A 17,708-nucleotide genomic window follows, 5' to 3' on the forward strand; every position below is an offset into this window, starting at 1 on the left:
ATTCGAAAAAAGAAATGGAGGGATTGATCTGCAAAAACGGTGTACGAAAGTATGGCTGACCACACTCGCGGCTTCTATGATTGTTGCTCTAACACCGGCTGTTCCGGGTGGGAAGGCTTTTGCCGAAACGGATTTACAGGCGCAAGCGCAATCGGGTGCCCAGGTTATCGACATTTTTAAGCGGACGGTGAACGATTACGGCATTGAGCTGGTCGATTGGCAGGGGTATCTGGCCAACCCATATGTGAAGCTGAAAGTTAAACCGCCGGCGGACGCTTCTTTTCCGGTAACCGTAACGCTGAAAGCACAGGGTACATCCCGCCTGATGATGGATTTGCCAAGCACGCTGTCGGCGAACGGAGCCAGCAAAACCTTGACCTTCAACAGCGCGCAGGAGGAGAAGGACTTCCTGCTGGCCATCCATCCTGACCGGGTCGGCGGAAACGGCGAAATTGAGAAGTATACGCTGTCCATGGCCGTGACGGGGAGGGATGGGCGTACGACGAACCAGACCATTCCCATTCGGGTACTGGATCAGGATGATAATGCCGAGCCGTCAATCCCGATTGATTTTGACTACCGCTTCGATACGATCATGCCTTATTTCAATGATGCTGCCACCAGAAAAGCCACAGAGCTGGCCATAAAGGACTGGTTTTATTTCTTCGATCTGAAGCCCTTCGACACGGTTCAGGCCGGGGCGGAGAACAACCATCTTCCCGGAGACGACTGGCAAAATACGATACAGGTGTCAAATAACAAAGCCTATAACGGCATGTGGGTGTTCCTAAGAGGGTTGAACGGACCGTATTCCACGGGTTATCCGGCTGCGAACGGCAAATATCACACCCGGGGCGGTGTAACTGTGCCGGGCAATTTGAATCGTTCTTACGGTCTGATTCTGGATTTCTATGATGATGCGGTTCCATTTACGTCCGTGAATGACGAAGAATGGTATCAGTCTGACCTGTCCAAGGTGACGGATGTGTATGGGCTGATGATGCACGAGTTCGGCCATGCGGTCGTGTTCAGCGATACGTTCCCTGGTGTGAGAGCGCTGAAGGAGTCGGGAGGCAATGATCCTGTCATTTTGGCTTATCAAAATAGACCGGCCCTGTTGGACAACAGCTATCATCTCTCCGGAGCGCTGGCCGAGGTGGACAGACTGAGCGGACAAAATGGCGGCTGGAACCATCTGTTCCCGACCCGGCGTTGGATGAATACCAAGCTGTCGCTGCTCGTAGCGGAAAAAGCAGGCTGGCCTTTGCGCAAAAATTTGACCCCTTTCCTCGCGCCGGAGATTGTGACGAAGGAGCTGCCCGCACCAGTTCAAGGGCAGGCCTATTCGGTCAAGCTGGAGGCCAAGGGTGGCGTACCGTTTTATGATTGGACTATTACGCAAGGCGAGCTCCCAGCTGGTTTCAAGTTGGATCGCTTCACGGGAACGATTAGCGGAACGGCGGCCAGCGGAACAGGAAACAAAACGTATACGTTCACCGTACAACTGCGGGATTATGATGAACTGGGCAAACCTGTGACACGGAGCTACACACTCAATCTGTAACCCCATTGCAGCAGTGGAAGGAGAGGGCAACGAATGAAACACGATGCGGCGGATCTGCTTGTTGTCGGCGGCGGCATCATCGGTGCGGCCATCGCTTATAATGCGGCAAAATCCGGCTTGCAGGTCGTACTTGTCGAGCGGGGAGAAATTGCCGGCGGCACTTCGTCGCGTTGTGACGGAAATATACTGGCGATCGACAAGGAGCCGGGACTGGACAGCCGCATGTCGCTGCTGTCGCAGCAGCTGGTGGCAGAGCTGGCCGGGGAACTGGAGGATGAGTTTGAGTACCGTGCGCCGGGCAGTATTTTGGTCTGTGAAAATGATCAGGAGATGCAGGCGGCACAGCAGTGGGTAACACGCCAGCAGCAGGAGGGTCTTCCATTCCGCATGCTGGACCACCAGGACCTGCGGGAGGAATGGCCGTATCTGGCCAAGGATTTGCCAGGGGGGCTGGAGTGTGCGACAGATTCTACCGTGAATCCTGTGCTGATGACCTATGCGCTGGCCAAAGCCGCACGCCGGATGGGAGCCAGATTGCTGCCGCACACGCCGGTGCAGTCTGTCCTGAAGGATGCAGGAGGCAATGTCTGCGGGGTGGAGACACCCCGCGGCGTGATCTCTGCGGGCGCAGTGGTGTTGGCGGCAGGGGTATGGACGCGCGCTATCGGTCAATCACTCGGCCTGAACCTGCCCATTATACCGCGTAAAGGACATATCCTGGTGTCTGCCCGCATGCCGTCCATCGGGAAGCGAAAGGTCATGGAGTTTAGCTATCTGATGAGCAAGTTTGGCGGACAGCGGAGCGTTGACGAAGAGGATGAAAAATACGGCATAGCCATGGTATTCGAGCCTACCGCCTCGCAAAACATCCTGATTGGCAGCAGCCGCCAGTTTGTCGGCATGGATTCACGTGTCGATCAGCAGGTGATCCGGCTGATCGCCCGCAGGGCGATTCGCTTTTTTCCGGTGCTGGCGAACACACCGCTAATGAGGGCGTATACGGGACTGCGTCCATGGACACCAGACCATCTGCCCATTGTATCGGCTGTGGAGGAAGTGCCAGGGCTGTTTATCGCTTCCGGCCATGAAGGGGACGGGATCAGCCTCGCTGCCGTTACAGGTAAGCTGGTGACGGAAATGATTCGCGGCGAGCCCACTTGTGTACCACTGGAGCCGCTTAGGTATGACCGGTTTGAAAAAGATGATGCCAGTCATGAGATTCACGGGGAGGGAACCGGATGAGCGAGCTTGGCAAAATTACGACGATCGATACGCACACCGGAGGCAATCCAACGCGAACGGTCATTCACGGCGCCCCCAAGCTGATCGGCCGTACGATGCTGGAGAAGATGACTTACATGGCAGAGCATCATGATGATTTTCGCCGTCTGCTCATGTTCGAGCCGCGCGGGCATGAGGTCATGTCAGGCTGTATTTTAACAGAGCCTTGTCATCCGGATGCCGATATCGGGGTGGTGTTTATTGAGACAGGCGGTTATCTGCCCATGTGCGGTCACGATACGATCGGCGTATGCACGGCGCTGATGGAGATCGGATTCATTGCCCCGGACAAAAAGTCCATATTGCTGGATACTCCCGCCGGCCCCGTTCAGGTGCGGCTGGATGTGAAAGAAGGCAAGGTGAAACAGGTGACGTTTACGAACATTCCTTCCTTTGTGCACCGCAGCGGGGTGGAGGTTCAGGTCGAAGGCCTCGGGCAAGTGACGCTGGATATTGCCTATGGCGGCAACTTTTACGGCATTATCGAGGCCGCTTCCGTCGGTCTTGAGCTGGAGCAGCGAAATGGGGCGTACATTGTCCGCACGGCAGTGAAGATCCGGGAGGCGGTGAATGCGGCGGTAGAGGTGGTACACCCTGAAAACCCGGTCATACGCGGAATGACGCATATTGAATTTTACGGGGAACCGACCGTTCCAGAAGCCCATTGCCGCAATGTCGTTGTTATCCCGCCGGGAGGCATCGACCGTTCACCCTGCGGCACAGGGACGTCGGCCAAGGTAGCGGTGCTGCATGCCCAGGGCAAGCTGGGTTTGCATGAACCGTTTGTGCATGAAAGCATCACGGGTTCATTATTCAGAGCTGAAATTGTGGGTGAGACGACAGTTGGTTCCTATCCGGCGGTGATCCCGCAAATTACAGGTTCGGCCTGGGTAACAGGGCATCATGAATTTGTGCTGGACCCGGAGGATCCGCTCAGGGAAGGGTTCCTGCTGTTGTAGCTTTTTTTGCGAGTTCAGGAGGCTTGTGCCAAGAAGTTTATACTTTCTCACATTTTAAAAAAAAGGTCCACGAAAGGGTTGGTGAAGTGTATGGCACGTTTTGAGGGTGTGTATGTGGCTCTGGTTACACCGTTTACAGCCGAGCTGGAGGTCGATTACAAGCGTCTGGCCGAGCTGTGTGAGCATTTGATTGCAAATGGCATCAGCGGTTTGATCCCCACGGGATCGCTGGGCGAGTATGCGGCTTTATCACCGGAGGAACGCTCGCAGGTTGTGCATACCGTCATTGACGCCGCGGCGGGGCGCGTTCCGGTCGTTGTGGGATCGGCGGCTCCGTCCACGAAGCAGGCGGTGCATTGGGTTCAGCATGCGAAGGATGCCGGGGCAGCGGGTGTCATGGCACTGCCGCCCATTAACTACAATCCACTGCCTCATGAGGTAACGGCCCATTTTGAAGCACTTGCGGAGATAGGCTTGCCGATCATTGTGTACAACAATCCTCATGATTACAAGGTAGATCTGACCCCCGAGGTGCTTGCCGGCTTGTCACGGTTGGATAATATCGTGGCCGTCAAGGAGTTTTCGGGCGATGTAAGGCGTATCCACACCATTCTGGACCATACAAACCTGGAAGTTATGGTCGGAGTGGATAATCTGGCAATGGAGGGAGCGCTGTTCGGCGCGACAGGCTGGATTTCAGGAGTGCCTAATGCCTTGCCGAAGGAAGGGGTTGAACTCTTCGAACTGGCGCGGGCGGGAAATCTGGCGGAGGCTTCCGCGTTGTACCGCAGGCTGCTGCCGCTGTTCCATTATGATGCCAAGCCGCAGCTGGTGCAGTCCATCAAATATATGATGGAGCTGGCCGGATTTCCGGTCGGCCCGACACGTCCGCCCAGACTGGCGCTGCCGCAGGCGGAATATGACCGTATTCGCGAAGCCTTTGAGGCGGCCGTTCGCCCGAGCGGAGTCTCATCTTAATGGGGGCGAAGACGGTGGAGAGCCGAAACTGGATCGGCGGCGAGTGGCTGATCCCTTCCGACGAAGACATGGTGGTGCGCAACCCTTCGGTCCTGCAGGAAGAGGTGGGAGTTGTCCGCTTTTCCACGAAGGATGATATAACGCAAGCCGGGGAAGCGGCACGGCTGGCCCAAGCGGGCTGGGCGGCATTAACTCCAGCCGCTCGGGGAGCCTATCTGTTCCACGCTGCCGGGCTGTTGGAGGCAAGCCTGGCGGAAGTGGCCGAACTGGCCAGCCGCGAGATGGGCAAGCCGATTACGGAGATGCGGGGCGAGGTGATGCGGGGCGTGCATTTGCTCCGATACTACGCGGCAGAGGGCGTGCGTTCCATCGGTACGGTCATTCCCTCCAATGAGTCTGGGGTGCTCCAATATACGAAGCGCGTTCCGCTCGGGGTAACGGCTGTCATTACGCCGTGGAATTTTCCCGTCGCCATCCCACTGTGGAAACTTGCGCCCGCGCTCCTGTGTGGCAACACGGTCATCTGGAAGCCTGCCGAGCATGCTTCGCTCACGGCGGTTCGGATCGCCGAGCTGTTTGAAGCAGCGCAGCTTCCTGCCGGTGTGCTGAATCTGGTGATCGGTCAGGGCCACGCAATAGGCGATATTTTGCTGGCGCATAAGGAATTGGATGCCGTCAGCTTTACAGGCTCAACCGCCACAGGCTTGGGCATTGCGGAGCGGTGTGCACGCCGCAACCTTAAGTACCAGACGGAGATGGGCGGTAAAAATGCGGCCATCGTATTGAAGGATGCAGATGTGGCACAGGCGGTGGCGGCGATCGTCAGCGGGGCTTTCCGCTCAGCCGGGCAAAAGTGCACGGCCACCAGCCGGGTAATCGTGGAGCGGTCTGTCTATGAAACGTTTACGGAGGCTTTGTGCAAAGCGGTAAACAGCATTCAGGTTGCCCCGGCGCTGGACCCCGCAGCTTATCTTGGACCTGTGGCGTCCGCAGCACAGTACGAGAAGGTGATGTCCTATGTGGAGACGGCCCGCCGGGAAGCCGATATTTTGGCGGAGGGCGGAGCCGCTGCCGGGACGGATCACGGGTATTACGTGCGCCCGCTGGTGGCCGCCGGACTGGATTCGTCACATTCGCTGATTCGGGAGGAGATTTTCGGACCCGTAATCGGAGTCATGCAGGCGGAGGATTTTGAGGATGCGATCCGGCTGTGCAATGACACTGTATACGGGTTAAGTGCCTCACTGTTCACCCGTGATTTACGGTTGGCCCACCGCTTTCTGGATGAAGCGGAAGCCGGTATGGTCCGCGTAAATCAGGAGACGGCCGGTGTCGAATATCAGGCTCCCTTCGGCGGCCTGAAGCAGTCCAGCTCGCACACCCGGGAGCAGGGGCAGGCGGCGCTTGATTTTTATTCAGCGGTTAAAACCTGCGCGATTAATTATGGATAAGCAGGCAGCGGCAAAGGGGGACGGTTGGAATGGATGTCAGGACGTCTGACGGGTCAAAGCATTTGATTGTCTGCCGATGTGAGGAAGTGAGCCTTGCACAGCTTGAGGAGGCGTGCCGTGAAGGAATGGACACGGTGCGGCAGCTTAAAATGGCGACACGGGTGACGATGGGGGCATGTCAGGGCAGGGTATGCAGGCAGGTGGTGGAGTCGTGGTTTTACAGCCAGTATCCTGCTGCCCGCCGGGAGGCGGAGCTGTTATCGCAAAGACCTCCGGTGCGTCCGGTCACATTCGGCCAGCTGGCGGAGGGAGGTTCCCTATGAGCGATATGCGGATTGTAAATCACCCGATTCTAGGGCCCAAGTCTGCACGGCAGCAAGTGTCCTTCACCTTTGACGGGCGTCCCATGCAGGGGCTGGCCGGAGAACCGCTGGCGGCGGCGCTGCTGGCGGGTGGTGTCCGCTTGCTGAGAAGACATGAGGAATCCGGGACGCCCAGAGGCATTTATTGCGCGATCGGGCATTGCAGCGAATGCCGTCTGACGGTTCATCCGCTTGGTACCGTCCGCTCCTGTCTGACGAGGCTGGAGGAGGGCATGATCGTGGAAAGCGGGCGACAGCTTTCGAATGAAATCACGGGGAGAATGGTGACATGAGTAACAGAGTGCAGCTCATCGTCATTGGCGCTGGCCCGGCCGGGCTATCCGCTGCGGCAGCGGCTGCCGAGCATGGTATGCGGGTCACGGTGCTGGATGAATTTACGGAACCGGGCGGGCGTATGCCCGGGCAGTATCACGAGGAGGGCGGCAAAGGCTGGTGGGTCGGAAAGCATGTTGCGGATCAGCTGATTGTCCGCTGCAGGGACCTGGGGGTGGACATTCGCTGCGGCGTATCTGTGCATGGCATGGAATACACAGGCGTATGGGGGATTTTCACCTCCTGCGGATTATTCACCGCTGACTACGTGCTGCTGGCGACGGGGGCCGCCGAAGCTCCCGTTCCGCTGGAGGGCTGGACATTGCCTGGCGTTATGTCTATTGGAGCAGCGCAGGTGCTGACCAACGTTCATTATGTCAAGCCGGGGGAACGCGGCATTATTGTAGGCATGAACGTCCTATCAATGGCGATTGCCCGTGAGTTGTCCGTCGCCGGGGTCAGGATCGCCGCGATTGCGTTGCCGTGCGCCAATCCGCTGGCAGGCGTGGCGGCCACCCCGGCAGCGGCCGTGAAGCTGCTGCTGCAGCTCTCGGAGCTCGCCCCCGCCGCCTGGATGCGCACAGGCGGCAGGCTGGCGGCGGCGCTGCGGATGGAGGGCCTCATCGCGCGCTTTTATCCCCACAGAGGCTTTCGCCTGTGGGATATACCCATCCGTTTGCGGACGGCGGTCCTGTCCGTGAACGGGCAGGACCGGGTCGAGTCCGTGACCCTGGTCCAGGTTAAACCGGACGGCTCGCCGATTCCCGGCAGCGAGCGGATCGAGCCCGCCGACTTCGTCGCATTGAGCGGCGGATTGTATCCGCTCGCCGAGCTTGCGGCGGTGGCGGGCTGCAAATTCGTCTATAGCCCGGGGCTTGGCGGGCATGTTCCGCTGCATAGTGAACGTATGGAAACCACGCTCAAGGGGCTGTATGTTGCCGGAAATATTACCGGCATCGAAAGCGGGCTGGTCGCTATGGCACAGGGCCGTCTGGCCGCCGCTTCCATTACCCATGCCGCCGGCCTTGCCGGAGCCGATGGGGAACAGCGGGTACAGGAGGCGATCCGTGAGGTCTATACTGCTCGGGAAAATGCGCTGATTCAGTTTCATCCCGGTATCACGGAGGCGAGAATGCAGCTATACCGGCAATGGGAGCAAGCCGCCGGACGCGCATATTAATGCTCGCGAAACTGAAGAAGCTTCCTTATTTAACACCCAAACTTACCTTAAAGATGAGCTCAATCAGAAATCGGGGCTTGACCCATGGATTTACCTCGAATGACTGATTTATCCGGTACATTTTTTCTTTGCTAACAGTTGTCATAGCGCTTATTTGGCCGGAAAAACGAAGGTTTCTTTGCTAACGGTTATATGCGCGCTTATTTAGGAGAGACAGCCTCTTCACCTGCGAAAAACGGAAAATAAGCTCGTTGGCAACCGTTACATCTTATAACCCCCCGTTTTTACCCAAATAGCGTCGCCTACAACCGTTAGAGTTTTTGTGTTTTTATACGCATTCGCACCTATCCCCTGGTCAAGCACCGATTTCGGCTTTGAGCCTAAAAAGGAGGAACAGAAGCATGGCGGTAAAAGTAAAGGCCCGCATGCAGGCCAGACCATTCGCGTTAAACGAGGTGAACCTGGGCGAAGGCCCCTTTAAACAGGCGATGGAGTTGAACCGCTCCTATCTGCTGGAGCTTGTGCCTGATCGCCTGTTGGCGCGCTTTCGCGAATATGCCGGACTTGCGCCCAAAGCCCCTCAGTATGAAGGCTGGGAGGCCATGTCTATTTCCGGCCATACCTTGGGGCACTATTTGTCTGCTTGCTCCATGATGTATGCCTCGACAGCCGATGAACGGTTTAAAGAAATCGCACATTACATTGTGGATGAATTGGAGCTTTGCCAAACAGCCCATGGTGACGGGTATGTGTCCGGTATTCCGGGAGGAAGAGAGCTTTTTGCAGAGGTATCTGCCGGAAATATCCGCTCCAAGGGCTTTGATCTGAACGGTGCGTGGGCTCCCCTCTATACGCTTCATAAGCTGTTCGCCGGTTTGCGCGATGCGCATCATTTGACAGACTGTGACAAGGCCTTGGAGATCGAACGCAAGCTGGGTGACTGGCTTGACGGGGTTTTGCAGCCCTTGAATGATGAGCAGATGCAGCAGGTGATGTTTTGCGAATATGGGGGGATGAACGAGGTATTGGCGGACCTGTATGCGGATACCGGAGAGGAGAGCTATCTGCGGCTGGCTGAAAAATTCTGGCACAGGCTGGTGCTCGATCCGCTGAGCTTACAGGAAGACTGCCTGCAGGGTATTCACGCCAATACGCAAATTCCGAAGCTGATCGGGCTTGCCAAGGAGTATGAGCTGACCGATGATCCGAAGCGGCGGGCGACGGCGGAGTTTTTTTGGCAGCGGGTAGTGGAGCATCATTCGTATGTCATTGGCGGCAACAGCTTTGGAGAGTACTTTGGAGCGCCGGACGGTTTGAATGACCGCATCGGGCCCTATACGACGGAAACATGCAACACCTATAATATGCTTAAGCTGACTAATCATCTGTTTCAATGGAATGGCTCTGCGAAGGAAGCGGATTTTTATGAACGGGCTTTGTTTAATCATATTTTGGCCTCACAGGACCCGGTTCACGGGGGAGTGACGTATTATCTGTCGCTGGCCATGGGCGGACACAAGCATTTTGAAAGCAAATTTGACGGTTTTACATGCTGTCTCGGCACAGGAATGGAGAACCATGCAAGCTACGGCAGCGGCATCTATTTTCATAATCATGACAAGCTGTATGTCAACCAGTTTATCGCGTCCACACTGGAATGGAAAGAAGCGGGAATCACATTAAAGCAAAGCACCTCTTATCCGGAAACGAATCATACCAAGCTGGAAATGCAATGTGATCAGCCTGTTCCATTGACGCTGCTCATTCGTTATCCTTATTGGGCGGATCAAGGAATAACCCTGCGTGTAAACGGCAAAGAACAGGAGGTCGCGTCAGAGCCGGGCAGCTTCATCCCCATTGCGAGAACGTGGTTTGATGGGGATACTGTAGAGGTGACGATGCCCATGTCGCTGAGATTGGAGGCGATGCCGGATAATCCGGGCCGGGCGGCGGTCATGTATGGACCGCTGGTGCTGGCGGGTGACCTTGGCCCGATTGATGACCCAAAGGCCAGGGATTTTCTTTACACCCCGGTATTTATCCCGCAAGCAGAGGAATTGGAGGCATGGATACAGCCGGTGGAGGGAAAAACGAACACGTTCAGCACTTCGGGAGCCGGGCATCCGCGGGATGTGGAATTATCTCCTTTTTATAAAATGCACGACCGTACGTATTCCGTATATTGGGACATCTTTACGAAGGAAGGGTGGCAGGAGGCGGAAAAGGAATACACTGCCGCACGTGAAAAGCTAGCGATTCTGGAGCAGTGCACGATCGATTTTGCCCAGCCTGGGGAAATGCAGCCGGAGCGGGATCATAACTTCCAGGGAGATGCTTCGACCCGTAAGGGATATGTGAATAACCGACCTTACCGGAATGCGGGCATTGACGGCTGGTTTTCCTTCGATTTGAAGACAGATCCGGCGCTTCCGATGCTGTTGGTGATCACCTACACGGCCGCACTGGAAATGCCCAACTGCGGTTTTGATATTTTGGTGAACGGCCATCCGCTTGAGCAGTTTAGTGAAGGTTTTGATGAAGCCGACAAGTTTTACAACATTCATGCCGAAATTCCGGCTGCCTACTTAGAAGATAAGGAACAGGCGACAGTGACCTTCAAGGCCAAGCCCGGCCAGCGTATCCGCAGATTGTTTGGGCTGAGAATGGTCAATAAGGACGTGTATGAGCGGCTCTATCAAGCGGGTAGTTAGGGATGGAATTAAGAACGAAGATATTTATGCAGAATGCCGGAGGAAGAGTGATTCATTAAAGGCTTTATAAATTGTCCGGGAAGGACAAGAGCGGCAGTTCCTTCCCGGATTTGATCTTTAGCTGTGAGAAAACTCTCAACCTCTATAGGTGCGTAATTTTCTATGAGACTGCAGCTGCCAGCCGATTAATGGCTTTGCCCTGTACTTAGCGATCCGCTTGAAGCGGAATCGGACTGATTGCTGCTTGCGCTGTTATTTGCCTTGAATTCCTTCAGCTCGGATTTTACTTCCTGGGTTGCAGTAACGACCTCGTCTTTCGCTTCCTTTACAACCCCGATCGTTTCCTTGACGACTTCGACGGCCTCGCGGCTTTTCTCAGTAATTTCGCGTCCTTTTTCGTTATATTCAGGGCCTTTCTCCTTGACCAGCTCCAGCAGATTGATGAGGGTGGTCCGCATATCTCTTCCGTTCTTCGGTGCCAGCAGTGCGCCAATCCCTGCGCCAACCAAGGCTCCTGCCACGATCCCGTATACCATTTTTTTAGTTTGCTCCTCCATGTTCATCTCTCCCATCTGTGGTAATATGGATGTTCTTGTATTGTAATTACCCAACCGTCAGGCATTTACCACATCCTTTAGATGAAAGACATCAGGGAAATGGGGAATTGAATGGGCGGTTATTTAGATCTCCCTTCTAACTAGCGCGGAAGATATGTTAAATAATGAGGACAATTAACTAGTCCCAAGAAGCTGAAGCGGAAGTATTGAATGATTCCCACACTGCCGCCGCTGTTTTATATTTTGTATTCAATTAACCAGCAATCCCGATATTCTCCCTCGTGAAGCTCGCGTTTGGGAAGAAGCCGGACTTTCCTAAAGCCGCATTTTGCATAACATCTTAAGGCTCTTTCATTGCTGGCCCGAGGGTCCATGACGACCCGGTCCGCTTTTTTGTGCTCAACTAAAAATTTAATCATAGAGGAAACAAGCAGGGTACCGATTCCTTTGTTCCAATAATCCGGCTCGCCTATGAACTGGTCTGTTCCATAGATCGTCCCATCCTTATCCGAATACCCGTATGTTTGTCCTGTCTCATCGTCTAATTGGTAGTATTGTATGTATCCTATTTCGCAGCCATCGAATTCGATAATGCATTTTACTGTGTCATCTTCCGGATCATAGTAGATATCAAGAACCTTTTCTAAATCGAAAGCATTGTCCCGCCCTTCATAAAATTCCAGAACAGCGGGGTCCGAAAGCCATGTTGCCAACAGACCGGCATCCTTGGCTTCCAACTCACGAACCATTAATTTTCCATTTTGGAACAGCATGATATTCCCTCTCTTCAGAACGTACATGAGTTGAATTTAAACGAGTTTGCTCCGATTATAACAGGCTTTCCAATTGATCAGGCAGCGTTGTCCAATGGTCCTCAATCCAGTGCATTTCCTCGACGAATCGGTGAAGCAGGACTCTTATCTCGCCTTCCATACGAACCTCTGTCCGAAGCCACCAGATGGATTCGACCAAATAAAGCATATTCATAGCGCGGGAGAGCATGCCGTAGGGCACTTCCAGATGCTCGCGGTATCCATTCAAAAATGCCCGTGCAGCTTCCTTATTGAGTTGACCGTTCCGTAAAGCTCCCGACAAGATTGCGCGGGCGATATCGATTTCCTGATATGCCATCGTCATTCTGTCAAAATCCACGATAGCAGCCAACCCCTGTTGATTCAACAGGATATTATCCACCCACAAATCCCAGTGCAGCCACCCCGTCGGACAGGATTCGAACATTCGGAAATCCATGGCTTCAACAACCTGCCGTGACCGACTGAGCCATTCCAATACAATCTCATCTCCAGCCGCCTGTGCCTTTTCCCGGTTTTCCTGCCACTCTTTGAGATATAGGTATCTGTCAGGTTCCCAGGCAGGCTTGTTCAGTGGTGGTACGGAGCGCAGCCATTTATGCATTTTGCCTGCAGCTGCCCCCAGTTGGTACATTTGAATTGTATTCAAAGATCCGGCCTCGCCGGTATACCCGTCAGTCCAATCCAACATGGTATATAATAAGCCTGACGGTGTTTCTTGAATACAATGACCACTATGCGGAAAAACCTTTGGGCATGGGACTCCGGCTCCATTCAGTTCATGCTGAATCTGGAGCGTTTTCTCGATCGCGTTTCTTCTTTCAGGCCGTACGTTCAGTTTGTAACGATCCGGATGATAATACTTGATAAACCTTGGACCCTGGTCCGTTACCATCTTCCATTTGATGTTCAGCCAACCCTTGTCAATCACAGCTGCTTCGCTCACGGAGAGACCGAATGTATGTTTAAGATGAGCTGCAATTTCGGCCGCTAGGCTCTCTTTCGTATCTTCAGTCATCGAAACGATCCTTCCAATATTATTGTTCATTTCGGTCATGCTGTTTCAGAATGGCCTTTATATGCTGCTCTGCCCTCGATATGCTCTCCTTCGTCCAAGGCGGCGCATCGGGATGATTCATGATCTCGTCAGCTGTCATCCACAGTACCTCTTCGACTTCATCGGGGCTTTTGGGATACGCAGTCCCTTGACCATACTTGCAAAGGAAAACAATATTGATTACAGTCCGCCCGTCATCTAACACAAAAGAGGAGCTGTACAAAAATTGAACAGTTTCTGCAGTTTCAATGCCAACTTCCTCAAAAATTTCCCGTCTGACCGTCCTTTCGAGAATTTCCGTAGAGGCTCCTTCCAAATCAACCTTGCCGCCGACCAGGGAGAGGGTGCCGCCTGCATGCTCCTCTTTGGCACTGCGTTTAATGAGCAGCCACTTGCCCTGATGGAATATAGCACCCTCGACGTTTACAATAAACATGTTTTCCCCTCCTGCATATGTCAATATAAGAATGCTCCTCAGTCTTTATCGAATCTTTTCGAAGATAGAGGAGCTTCTCGCTTTATTCCTTTTCACCATGTACTTCCAGAAATCCTCTTCCGTCCAATTTCACACTAAAGAAGTGATATAATTTCTGCTTCCAAATCAGCAGGCTCAATCGTAGGCTCGTATCTGCCGTGTACCTGTCCGTTTTGATCGATCAAAAACTTGGAGAAGTTCCACTTGATCCCGTCACCGGCGTAGATATCAGGATATTTTTCCTGTAAAAAATCCTTCATCCACTGTCTGTTAGAGCTCTTAGTATCGAAGCCCTGGAAGGGGGCTTGCCCGGTCAGATATTGAAATAACGGATGAGCGGAGGGGCCTCGGACGTCCAATTTTTCGAACAATGGAAACGTCACGCCAAAGCTGCTCTTACAGAACTCCTCTACTTCCGGGTTTGTACCCGGTTCTTTTTCGTTAAATTGATTGCAGGGAAAGCCGAGGATTTCAAAGCCCTGATCACGATAGCTTTCATAAAGCTTCTGTAGTCCGGCAAATTGGCGGGAATAACCGCATTTGCTGGCCGTGTTGACAATAAGCAGAACTTTTCCGCGGTAAATGGATAGTTTAACAGCTTTGCTGTCGATGGAGTTCACTTGAAAATCATAAACAGACATTTGTGCATTCCTCCTCGCTATGGTATAGACCCATCATAAGGCTGTAGATGCTATTACTCCAATATATAAAGAGGATAAATCTTATAGGTAAATATAATAAATGTTCTATTCCAAAAGACATTCTACGAAGCAGTGCCCCTTAGTTTACCAGGCTGCCAGTTAGCCAGAAATATGCCAACCAGGATTAACCCGCCGCCCCAGTATATATTTGCATAAACCACTTCGCTAAGCAGCAGCCATCCGGACAGCACACCGAAAAAAGGCGCCAAAAACAGAAACGCGCTCGTTCTGCCGGGCTCCCCTTGCTGCAGCAGGTAATACCAGACCGCGAACTGAACGATGGACCCCAGCACCGCCAAATACAAAATAATCCCGACGGATTGCATGTTGATTACCAGATAGGGAGCTTCAATAGTCAATCCCAGTGCAATAAGCAGGATTCCCCCGCACAGCATTTGATAGGCTGTTAGAACCCATATATTCATTTCGCTGCCCCATTGTTTAACCAGAAGTGTTGCGATGGCCCAGGATACGGCTGACCCCAGCCCCAGCCACGTTCCTGTCTGCAGCTGCATTTGGAACCCGAGTGTAACGATCACACCGACAAATCCGATGACTACTCCTGCCCATTGGGATAATCGATAGCGGGTCCGGAAAATGATCGTTCCGAAAATGATGACCAGCAGCGGATTAATAAACGTAAGAATGGCAGACTCGCCTGCTGTAATTGTTCTAAGACTGAGAAAGATGCAGCCCATAACCAGCGCCGTTTGGAATAGCCCGATCGTTCCGATTTTAAACCAGGCCTTTGCCGAAGCGGGGTGTGGCTTATTAGGAACCCAAACAGCCATCAGCAGTCCAGCAAGTGTAAAACGTATGCCAGCAAGCAGCAGCGGGGAAGCGTAGCTCAGTCCTATTTTCCCGAACGTAAAAGAGCTTCCCATCAGTGCAGTGGCCAGGATGACTAGCAAAATAAACACAGTTGGTTTCATGATAACCTCCTATATATGTTTTCAGGAATGGACTTATGGTAGCATGGATATAGTTCGGTTAAAGTCGAAGTATGAATGTACGGAATGGAGGATGCAAAAATGGAGGTAACGCCCAATACCGTAAAGGTGGCTGAGCTGATCGGAGACACCTCACGTATAACCATGCTTATTCGCCTGATTGGCGGAAAAGCCATCCCTGCTACGGAGCTTGCCCACGCCGCGGGAATTTCACCCCAGACAGCCAGCACCCACCTTGCCAAGCTGGTGGAAGGAGGGCTTCTTACTTTTGAAATGCATGGTCGGCATAAATATTTTCGCCTGGCGAGCAGCGAGGTGGCGCTTGCGCTGGAATCCCTGCAGGCCATCGCGCCACAAAAGCCGGTCCGCTCATTAAGGGAATCCGACCAATTGAAGGCGCTTCATTACGCGCGAACCTGTTATGACCATCTTGCAGGCAGGATTGGTGTGACCCTGAACGATCGGCTGCATGAACTCCAATGGATCGAAGAAGCGGGGACGGATTATCAGTTGACTGCGGAAGGACGGCATTTTCTGCAGGATTTCGGCATTGATGTTGAGCTGTGTCATAAAAAACGCCGGCGTTTTGCCCGGCCATGTCTGGACTGGAGCGAACGTCGCTATCATCTGGCCGGGAGTCTGGGGGCTGCCTTGACGGGGCGGCTATTCGAGCTGGAATGGATCCGGCGTCTGTCTGATGGAAGGGCTGTACTGGTGACAGAGGCAGGGATGAATGGTTTGGGAGACGTGTTTGGCATAGAGCTTAATGTTTGAGTTATTGGAGAGATGAGATGCGAGCTAACTTTTGACAAACGACAAGTCTCTTCGGATTTTCCTTGCTATGAAGAGAACTGCTCAGGCCATGTTTGTATTTGGTATCATCGGGTAACTATATGTAAGAGGCAGGGTCGCAGGTAAAGGTGGCTTTTGCAGAGGAAAGCACAGGAGCAGCTGCTCGAATACATGTAAAAGGAGGGAATTGCAATGGAATTTCAATCCGAAGACAAACTTCGCAACAAGCTGAATAAAGACGGAGATTCCCTGATGGAGCAAAAGAAAATGGAGAATGGCCAGGATATCGAGCCTGAAGCCGAAGAGTGGGTTGCGAAAACGACACCGGGGATCAGTGACGATAAGAACACCACAAAATAAGCGGAGAATGATCACAGGTCTTTGATTCAAGACAGATTGTCCTTAACGGGCATCTGTCTTTTTTAATGTTCAGGTGCCCGCCGACCATTCCAGATACCATCTCTTCGGCCATCGCGGCCGCCGGGATTTAAAGATGATCACAAGATTAGCTTATCCTAAAATAAGACATCTTCTGTCATGATTATCTGTTAAAATAATATCACTAACCAGAATGGAGGCGAAGGCGGATGCGAGCGGACCGTTTATTGCATATTCTGCTGCTGCTGCAGAATCAGGGCAGACTGACCACCCGGCAGTTGGCCGGACAGCTTGAAGTATCGGAGCGGACGATTGCAAGAGATATGGAAGCGCTCAGCATGGCCGGTATCCCTGTATATGCCGAAAGAGGGGCCAATGGGGGGTGGCGCTTGTCTGAACAATACCGAACCCGTCTCACCGGTATGAAACCTGATGAGCTTGTTTCCCTGTTCATATCCGGTCAGGAAAAGGCGCTGGAGGATCTGGGAATTCGCAGACACTTCGATTCCGCAATACAGAAGTTGTTATCCTCTGCTCCGGACACGGTGCGGCACAGCGCGGAAGACGTACGGGCCAGGCTGCATATCGATGGGGCGGGCTGGCATCAGGCGGATGAGCAGTGTCCATGCCTGCCGGCAATTCAGGAAGCTGTATGGGAAGAACGGCTGCTGTCCATTACGTATATGCGTGGTGTAGAGGCCGAAGAGCGGGTCGTATCTCCGCTCGGTCTTGTAGCCAAACGCGGCGTCTGGTACCTGGTGGCTGCAACGGATCATGGAATGCGAACATTCCGTATTTCCCGTCTGGCTGCTGCCGAGATGAAGGAGGAATCTTTTGAACGGCCACCCGGGTTTCAGTTGGCCCAGTACTGGGAGCAATCCATGGCGGACTTCAAAGCGACTCTGCCGCGATACCCGGCAAAGCTTCGTTTTCAAGAGGGACTGCTTGACAGTCTGTCCCGTACACGGTATGTAAAGCTGCTGCATATGGTACAAACAGGGCTGGAGATTGAGGCAGAGGTGGAATTCAACACCATGGAATCCGCCTGCGGCATTATTCTCGGATTTGGTCCCGGCATGGAAGTACTGGAGCCGCGTGAGTTAAGGAGTCGGGTGTGTGAGCAGGCGGCAGCTATTGCTGCTTTATATGAATAACGTTAATAGGAGG

Annotated in this window: 18 protein-coding genes; 12 read left to right on the top strand and 6 right to left on the bottom strand. The window is 53.3% G+C overall.

Annotation, left to right across the window (positions count from 1 at the left end; genetic code table 11):
* Positions 1-76: 76 nt before the first annotated feature.
* From ACI1P2_RS02780 to ACI1P2_RS02820, 9 genes are all read left to right on the top strand, one after another.
* Positions 77-1,564, top strand: coding sequence for an Ig domain-containing protein (locus tag ACI1P2_RS02780; protein ID WP_408976116.1), 1,488 nt, complete (start codon positions 77-79; stop codon positions 1,562-1,564).
* A gap of 33 nt (positions 1,565-1,597) precedes the next feature.
* Positions 1,598-2,806, top strand: a complete 1,209-nt coding sequence (locus tag ACI1P2_RS02785; RefSeq protein WP_355316624.1) for an NAD(P)/FAD-dependent oxidoreductase — start codon at positions 1,598-1,600, stop codon at positions 2,804-2,806.
* On the top strand, positions 2,803-3,804 hold the full coding sequence (locus ACI1P2_RS02790) for a proline racemase family protein (protein ID WP_355316626.1): 1,002 nt from the start codon (positions 2,803-2,805) through the stop codon (positions 3,802-3,804). Before ACI1P2_RS02785 ends, ACI1P2_RS02790 begins: the two co-directional genes overlap by 4 nt.
* Positions 3,805-3,894: 90 nt before the next feature.
* A complete protein-coding gene (locus tag ACI1P2_RS02795; RefSeq protein WP_355316627.1) occupies positions 3,895-4,782 on the top strand; it encodes a dihydrodipicolinate synthase family protein in 888 nt (295 codons plus the stop codon).
* Positions 4,783-4,796: 14 nt separating this feature from the next.
* Positions 4,797-6,233, top strand: coding sequence for an aldehyde dehydrogenase family protein (locus tag ACI1P2_RS02800; protein WP_355316908.1), 1,437 nt, complete (start codon positions 4,797-4,799; stop codon positions 6,231-6,233).
* A gap of 29 nt (positions 6,234-6,262) precedes the next feature.
* Positions 6,263-6,556 carry a (2Fe-2S)-binding protein gene (locus tag ACI1P2_RS02805; protein ID WP_355316629.1) on the top strand — a complete coding sequence of 98 codons (294 nt, stop codon included), beginning with the start codon at positions 6,263-6,265 and terminating at the stop codon, positions 6,554-6,556.
* Positions 6,553-6,888: a (2Fe-2S)-binding protein gene (locus ACI1P2_RS02810; protein WP_355316630.1), complete on the top strand. Its 336-nt coding sequence runs from the start codon at positions 6,553-6,555 to the stop codon at positions 6,886-6,888. The genes ACI1P2_RS02805 and ACI1P2_RS02810 overlap by 4 nt, the downstream gene beginning before the upstream one ends.
* The gene (locus ACI1P2_RS02815) at positions 6,885-8,108 is read left to right on the top strand and encodes an NAD(P)/FAD-dependent oxidoreductase (RefSeq protein ID WP_355316632.1); all 1,224 of its coding nucleotides are present in this window, start codon (positions 6,885-6,887) and stop codon (positions 8,106-8,108) included. Before ACI1P2_RS02810 ends, ACI1P2_RS02815 begins: the two co-directional genes overlap by 4 nt.
* Before the next feature lie 401 nt (positions 8,109-8,509).
* The gene (locus tag ACI1P2_RS02820) at positions 8,510-10,819 is read left to right on the top strand and encodes a glycoside hydrolase family 127 protein (RefSeq protein ID WP_355316634.1); all 2,310 of its coding nucleotides are present in this window, start codon (positions 8,510-8,512) and stop codon (positions 10,817-10,819) included.
* A 185-nt stretch (positions 10,820-11,004) separates the two neighbouring features.
* Here ACI1P2_RS02820 and ACI1P2_RS02825 read toward each other — a convergent pair whose 3' ends face one another.
* The 6 genes from ACI1P2_RS02825 to ACI1P2_RS02850 all read right to left on the bottom strand — a co-directional run bounded on the left by ACI1P2_RS02825 (position 11,005) and on the right by ACI1P2_RS02850 (position 15,353).
* Positions 11,005-11,376, bottom strand: coding sequence for a YtxH domain-containing protein (locus ACI1P2_RS02825; RefSeq protein ID WP_355316636.1), 372 nt, complete (start codon positions 11,374-11,376; stop codon positions 11,005-11,007).
* 236 nt (positions 11,377-11,612) lie between these two features.
* A complete protein-coding gene (locus ACI1P2_RS02830) occupies positions 11,613-12,149 on the bottom strand; it encodes a GNAT family N-acetyltransferase (RefSeq protein WP_355316637.1) in 537 nt (178 codons plus the stop codon).
* Between the two features lie 55 nt (positions 12,150-12,204).
* A complete protein-coding gene (locus tag ACI1P2_RS02835; RefSeq protein ID WP_355316638.1) occupies positions 12,205-13,236 on the bottom strand; it encodes a phosphotransferase enzyme family protein in 1,032 nt (343 codons plus the stop codon).
* Positions 13,226-13,681: an NUDIX domain-containing protein gene (locus ACI1P2_RS02840; RefSeq protein ID WP_355316640.1), complete on the bottom strand. Its 456-nt coding sequence runs from the start codon at positions 13,679-13,681 to the stop codon at positions 13,226-13,228. The genes ACI1P2_RS02835 and ACI1P2_RS02840 overlap by 11 nt, the downstream gene beginning before the upstream one ends.
* Before the next feature lie 134 nt (positions 13,682-13,815).
* Positions 13,816-14,361, bottom strand: a complete 546-nt coding sequence (locus ACI1P2_RS02845; RefSeq protein WP_355316641.1) for a glutathione peroxidase — start codon at positions 14,359-14,361, stop codon at positions 13,816-13,818.
* Positions 14,362-14,483: 122 nt separating this feature from the next.
* Entirely contained in the window at positions 14,484-15,353 is an 870-nt protein-coding gene (locus ACI1P2_RS02850; RefSeq protein WP_355316643.1) for a DMT family transporter, read from the bottom strand.
* Positions 15,354-15,452: 99 nt separating this feature from the next.
* Here ACI1P2_RS02850 and ACI1P2_RS02855 point away from each other — a divergent pair, with 99 nt between their 5' ends.
* The 3 genes from ACI1P2_RS02855 (at position 15,453) to ACI1P2_RS02865 (ending at position 17,695) form a co-directional block, all read left to right on the top strand.
* Positions 15,453-16,145, top strand: a complete 693-nt coding sequence (locus ACI1P2_RS02855) for an ArsR/SmtB family transcription factor (RefSeq protein ID WP_355316645.1) — start codon at positions 15,453-15,455, stop codon at positions 16,143-16,145.
* A 210-nt stretch (positions 16,146-16,355) separates the two neighbouring features.
* Positions 16,356-16,523 carry a hypothetical protein gene (locus ACI1P2_RS02860; RefSeq protein WP_355316647.1) on the top strand — a complete coding sequence of 56 codons (168 nt, stop codon included), beginning with the start codon at positions 16,356-16,358 and terminating at the stop codon, positions 16,521-16,523.
* A 227-nt stretch (positions 16,524-16,750) separates the two neighbouring features.
* Positions 16,751-17,695 (top strand): helix-turn-helix transcriptional regulator, encoded by a 945-nt coding sequence (locus tag ACI1P2_RS02865; RefSeq protein ID WP_355316649.1) that lies wholly within the window; start codon positions 16,751-16,753, stop codon positions 17,693-17,695.
* Positions 17,696-17,708: the final 13 nt, after the last annotated feature.

The organism is Paenibacillus jiangxiensis (assembly GCF_046098255.1).
GTDB lineage: Bacteria > Bacillota > Bacilli > Paenibacillales > Paenibacillaceae > Paenibacillus > Paenibacillus jiagnxiensis.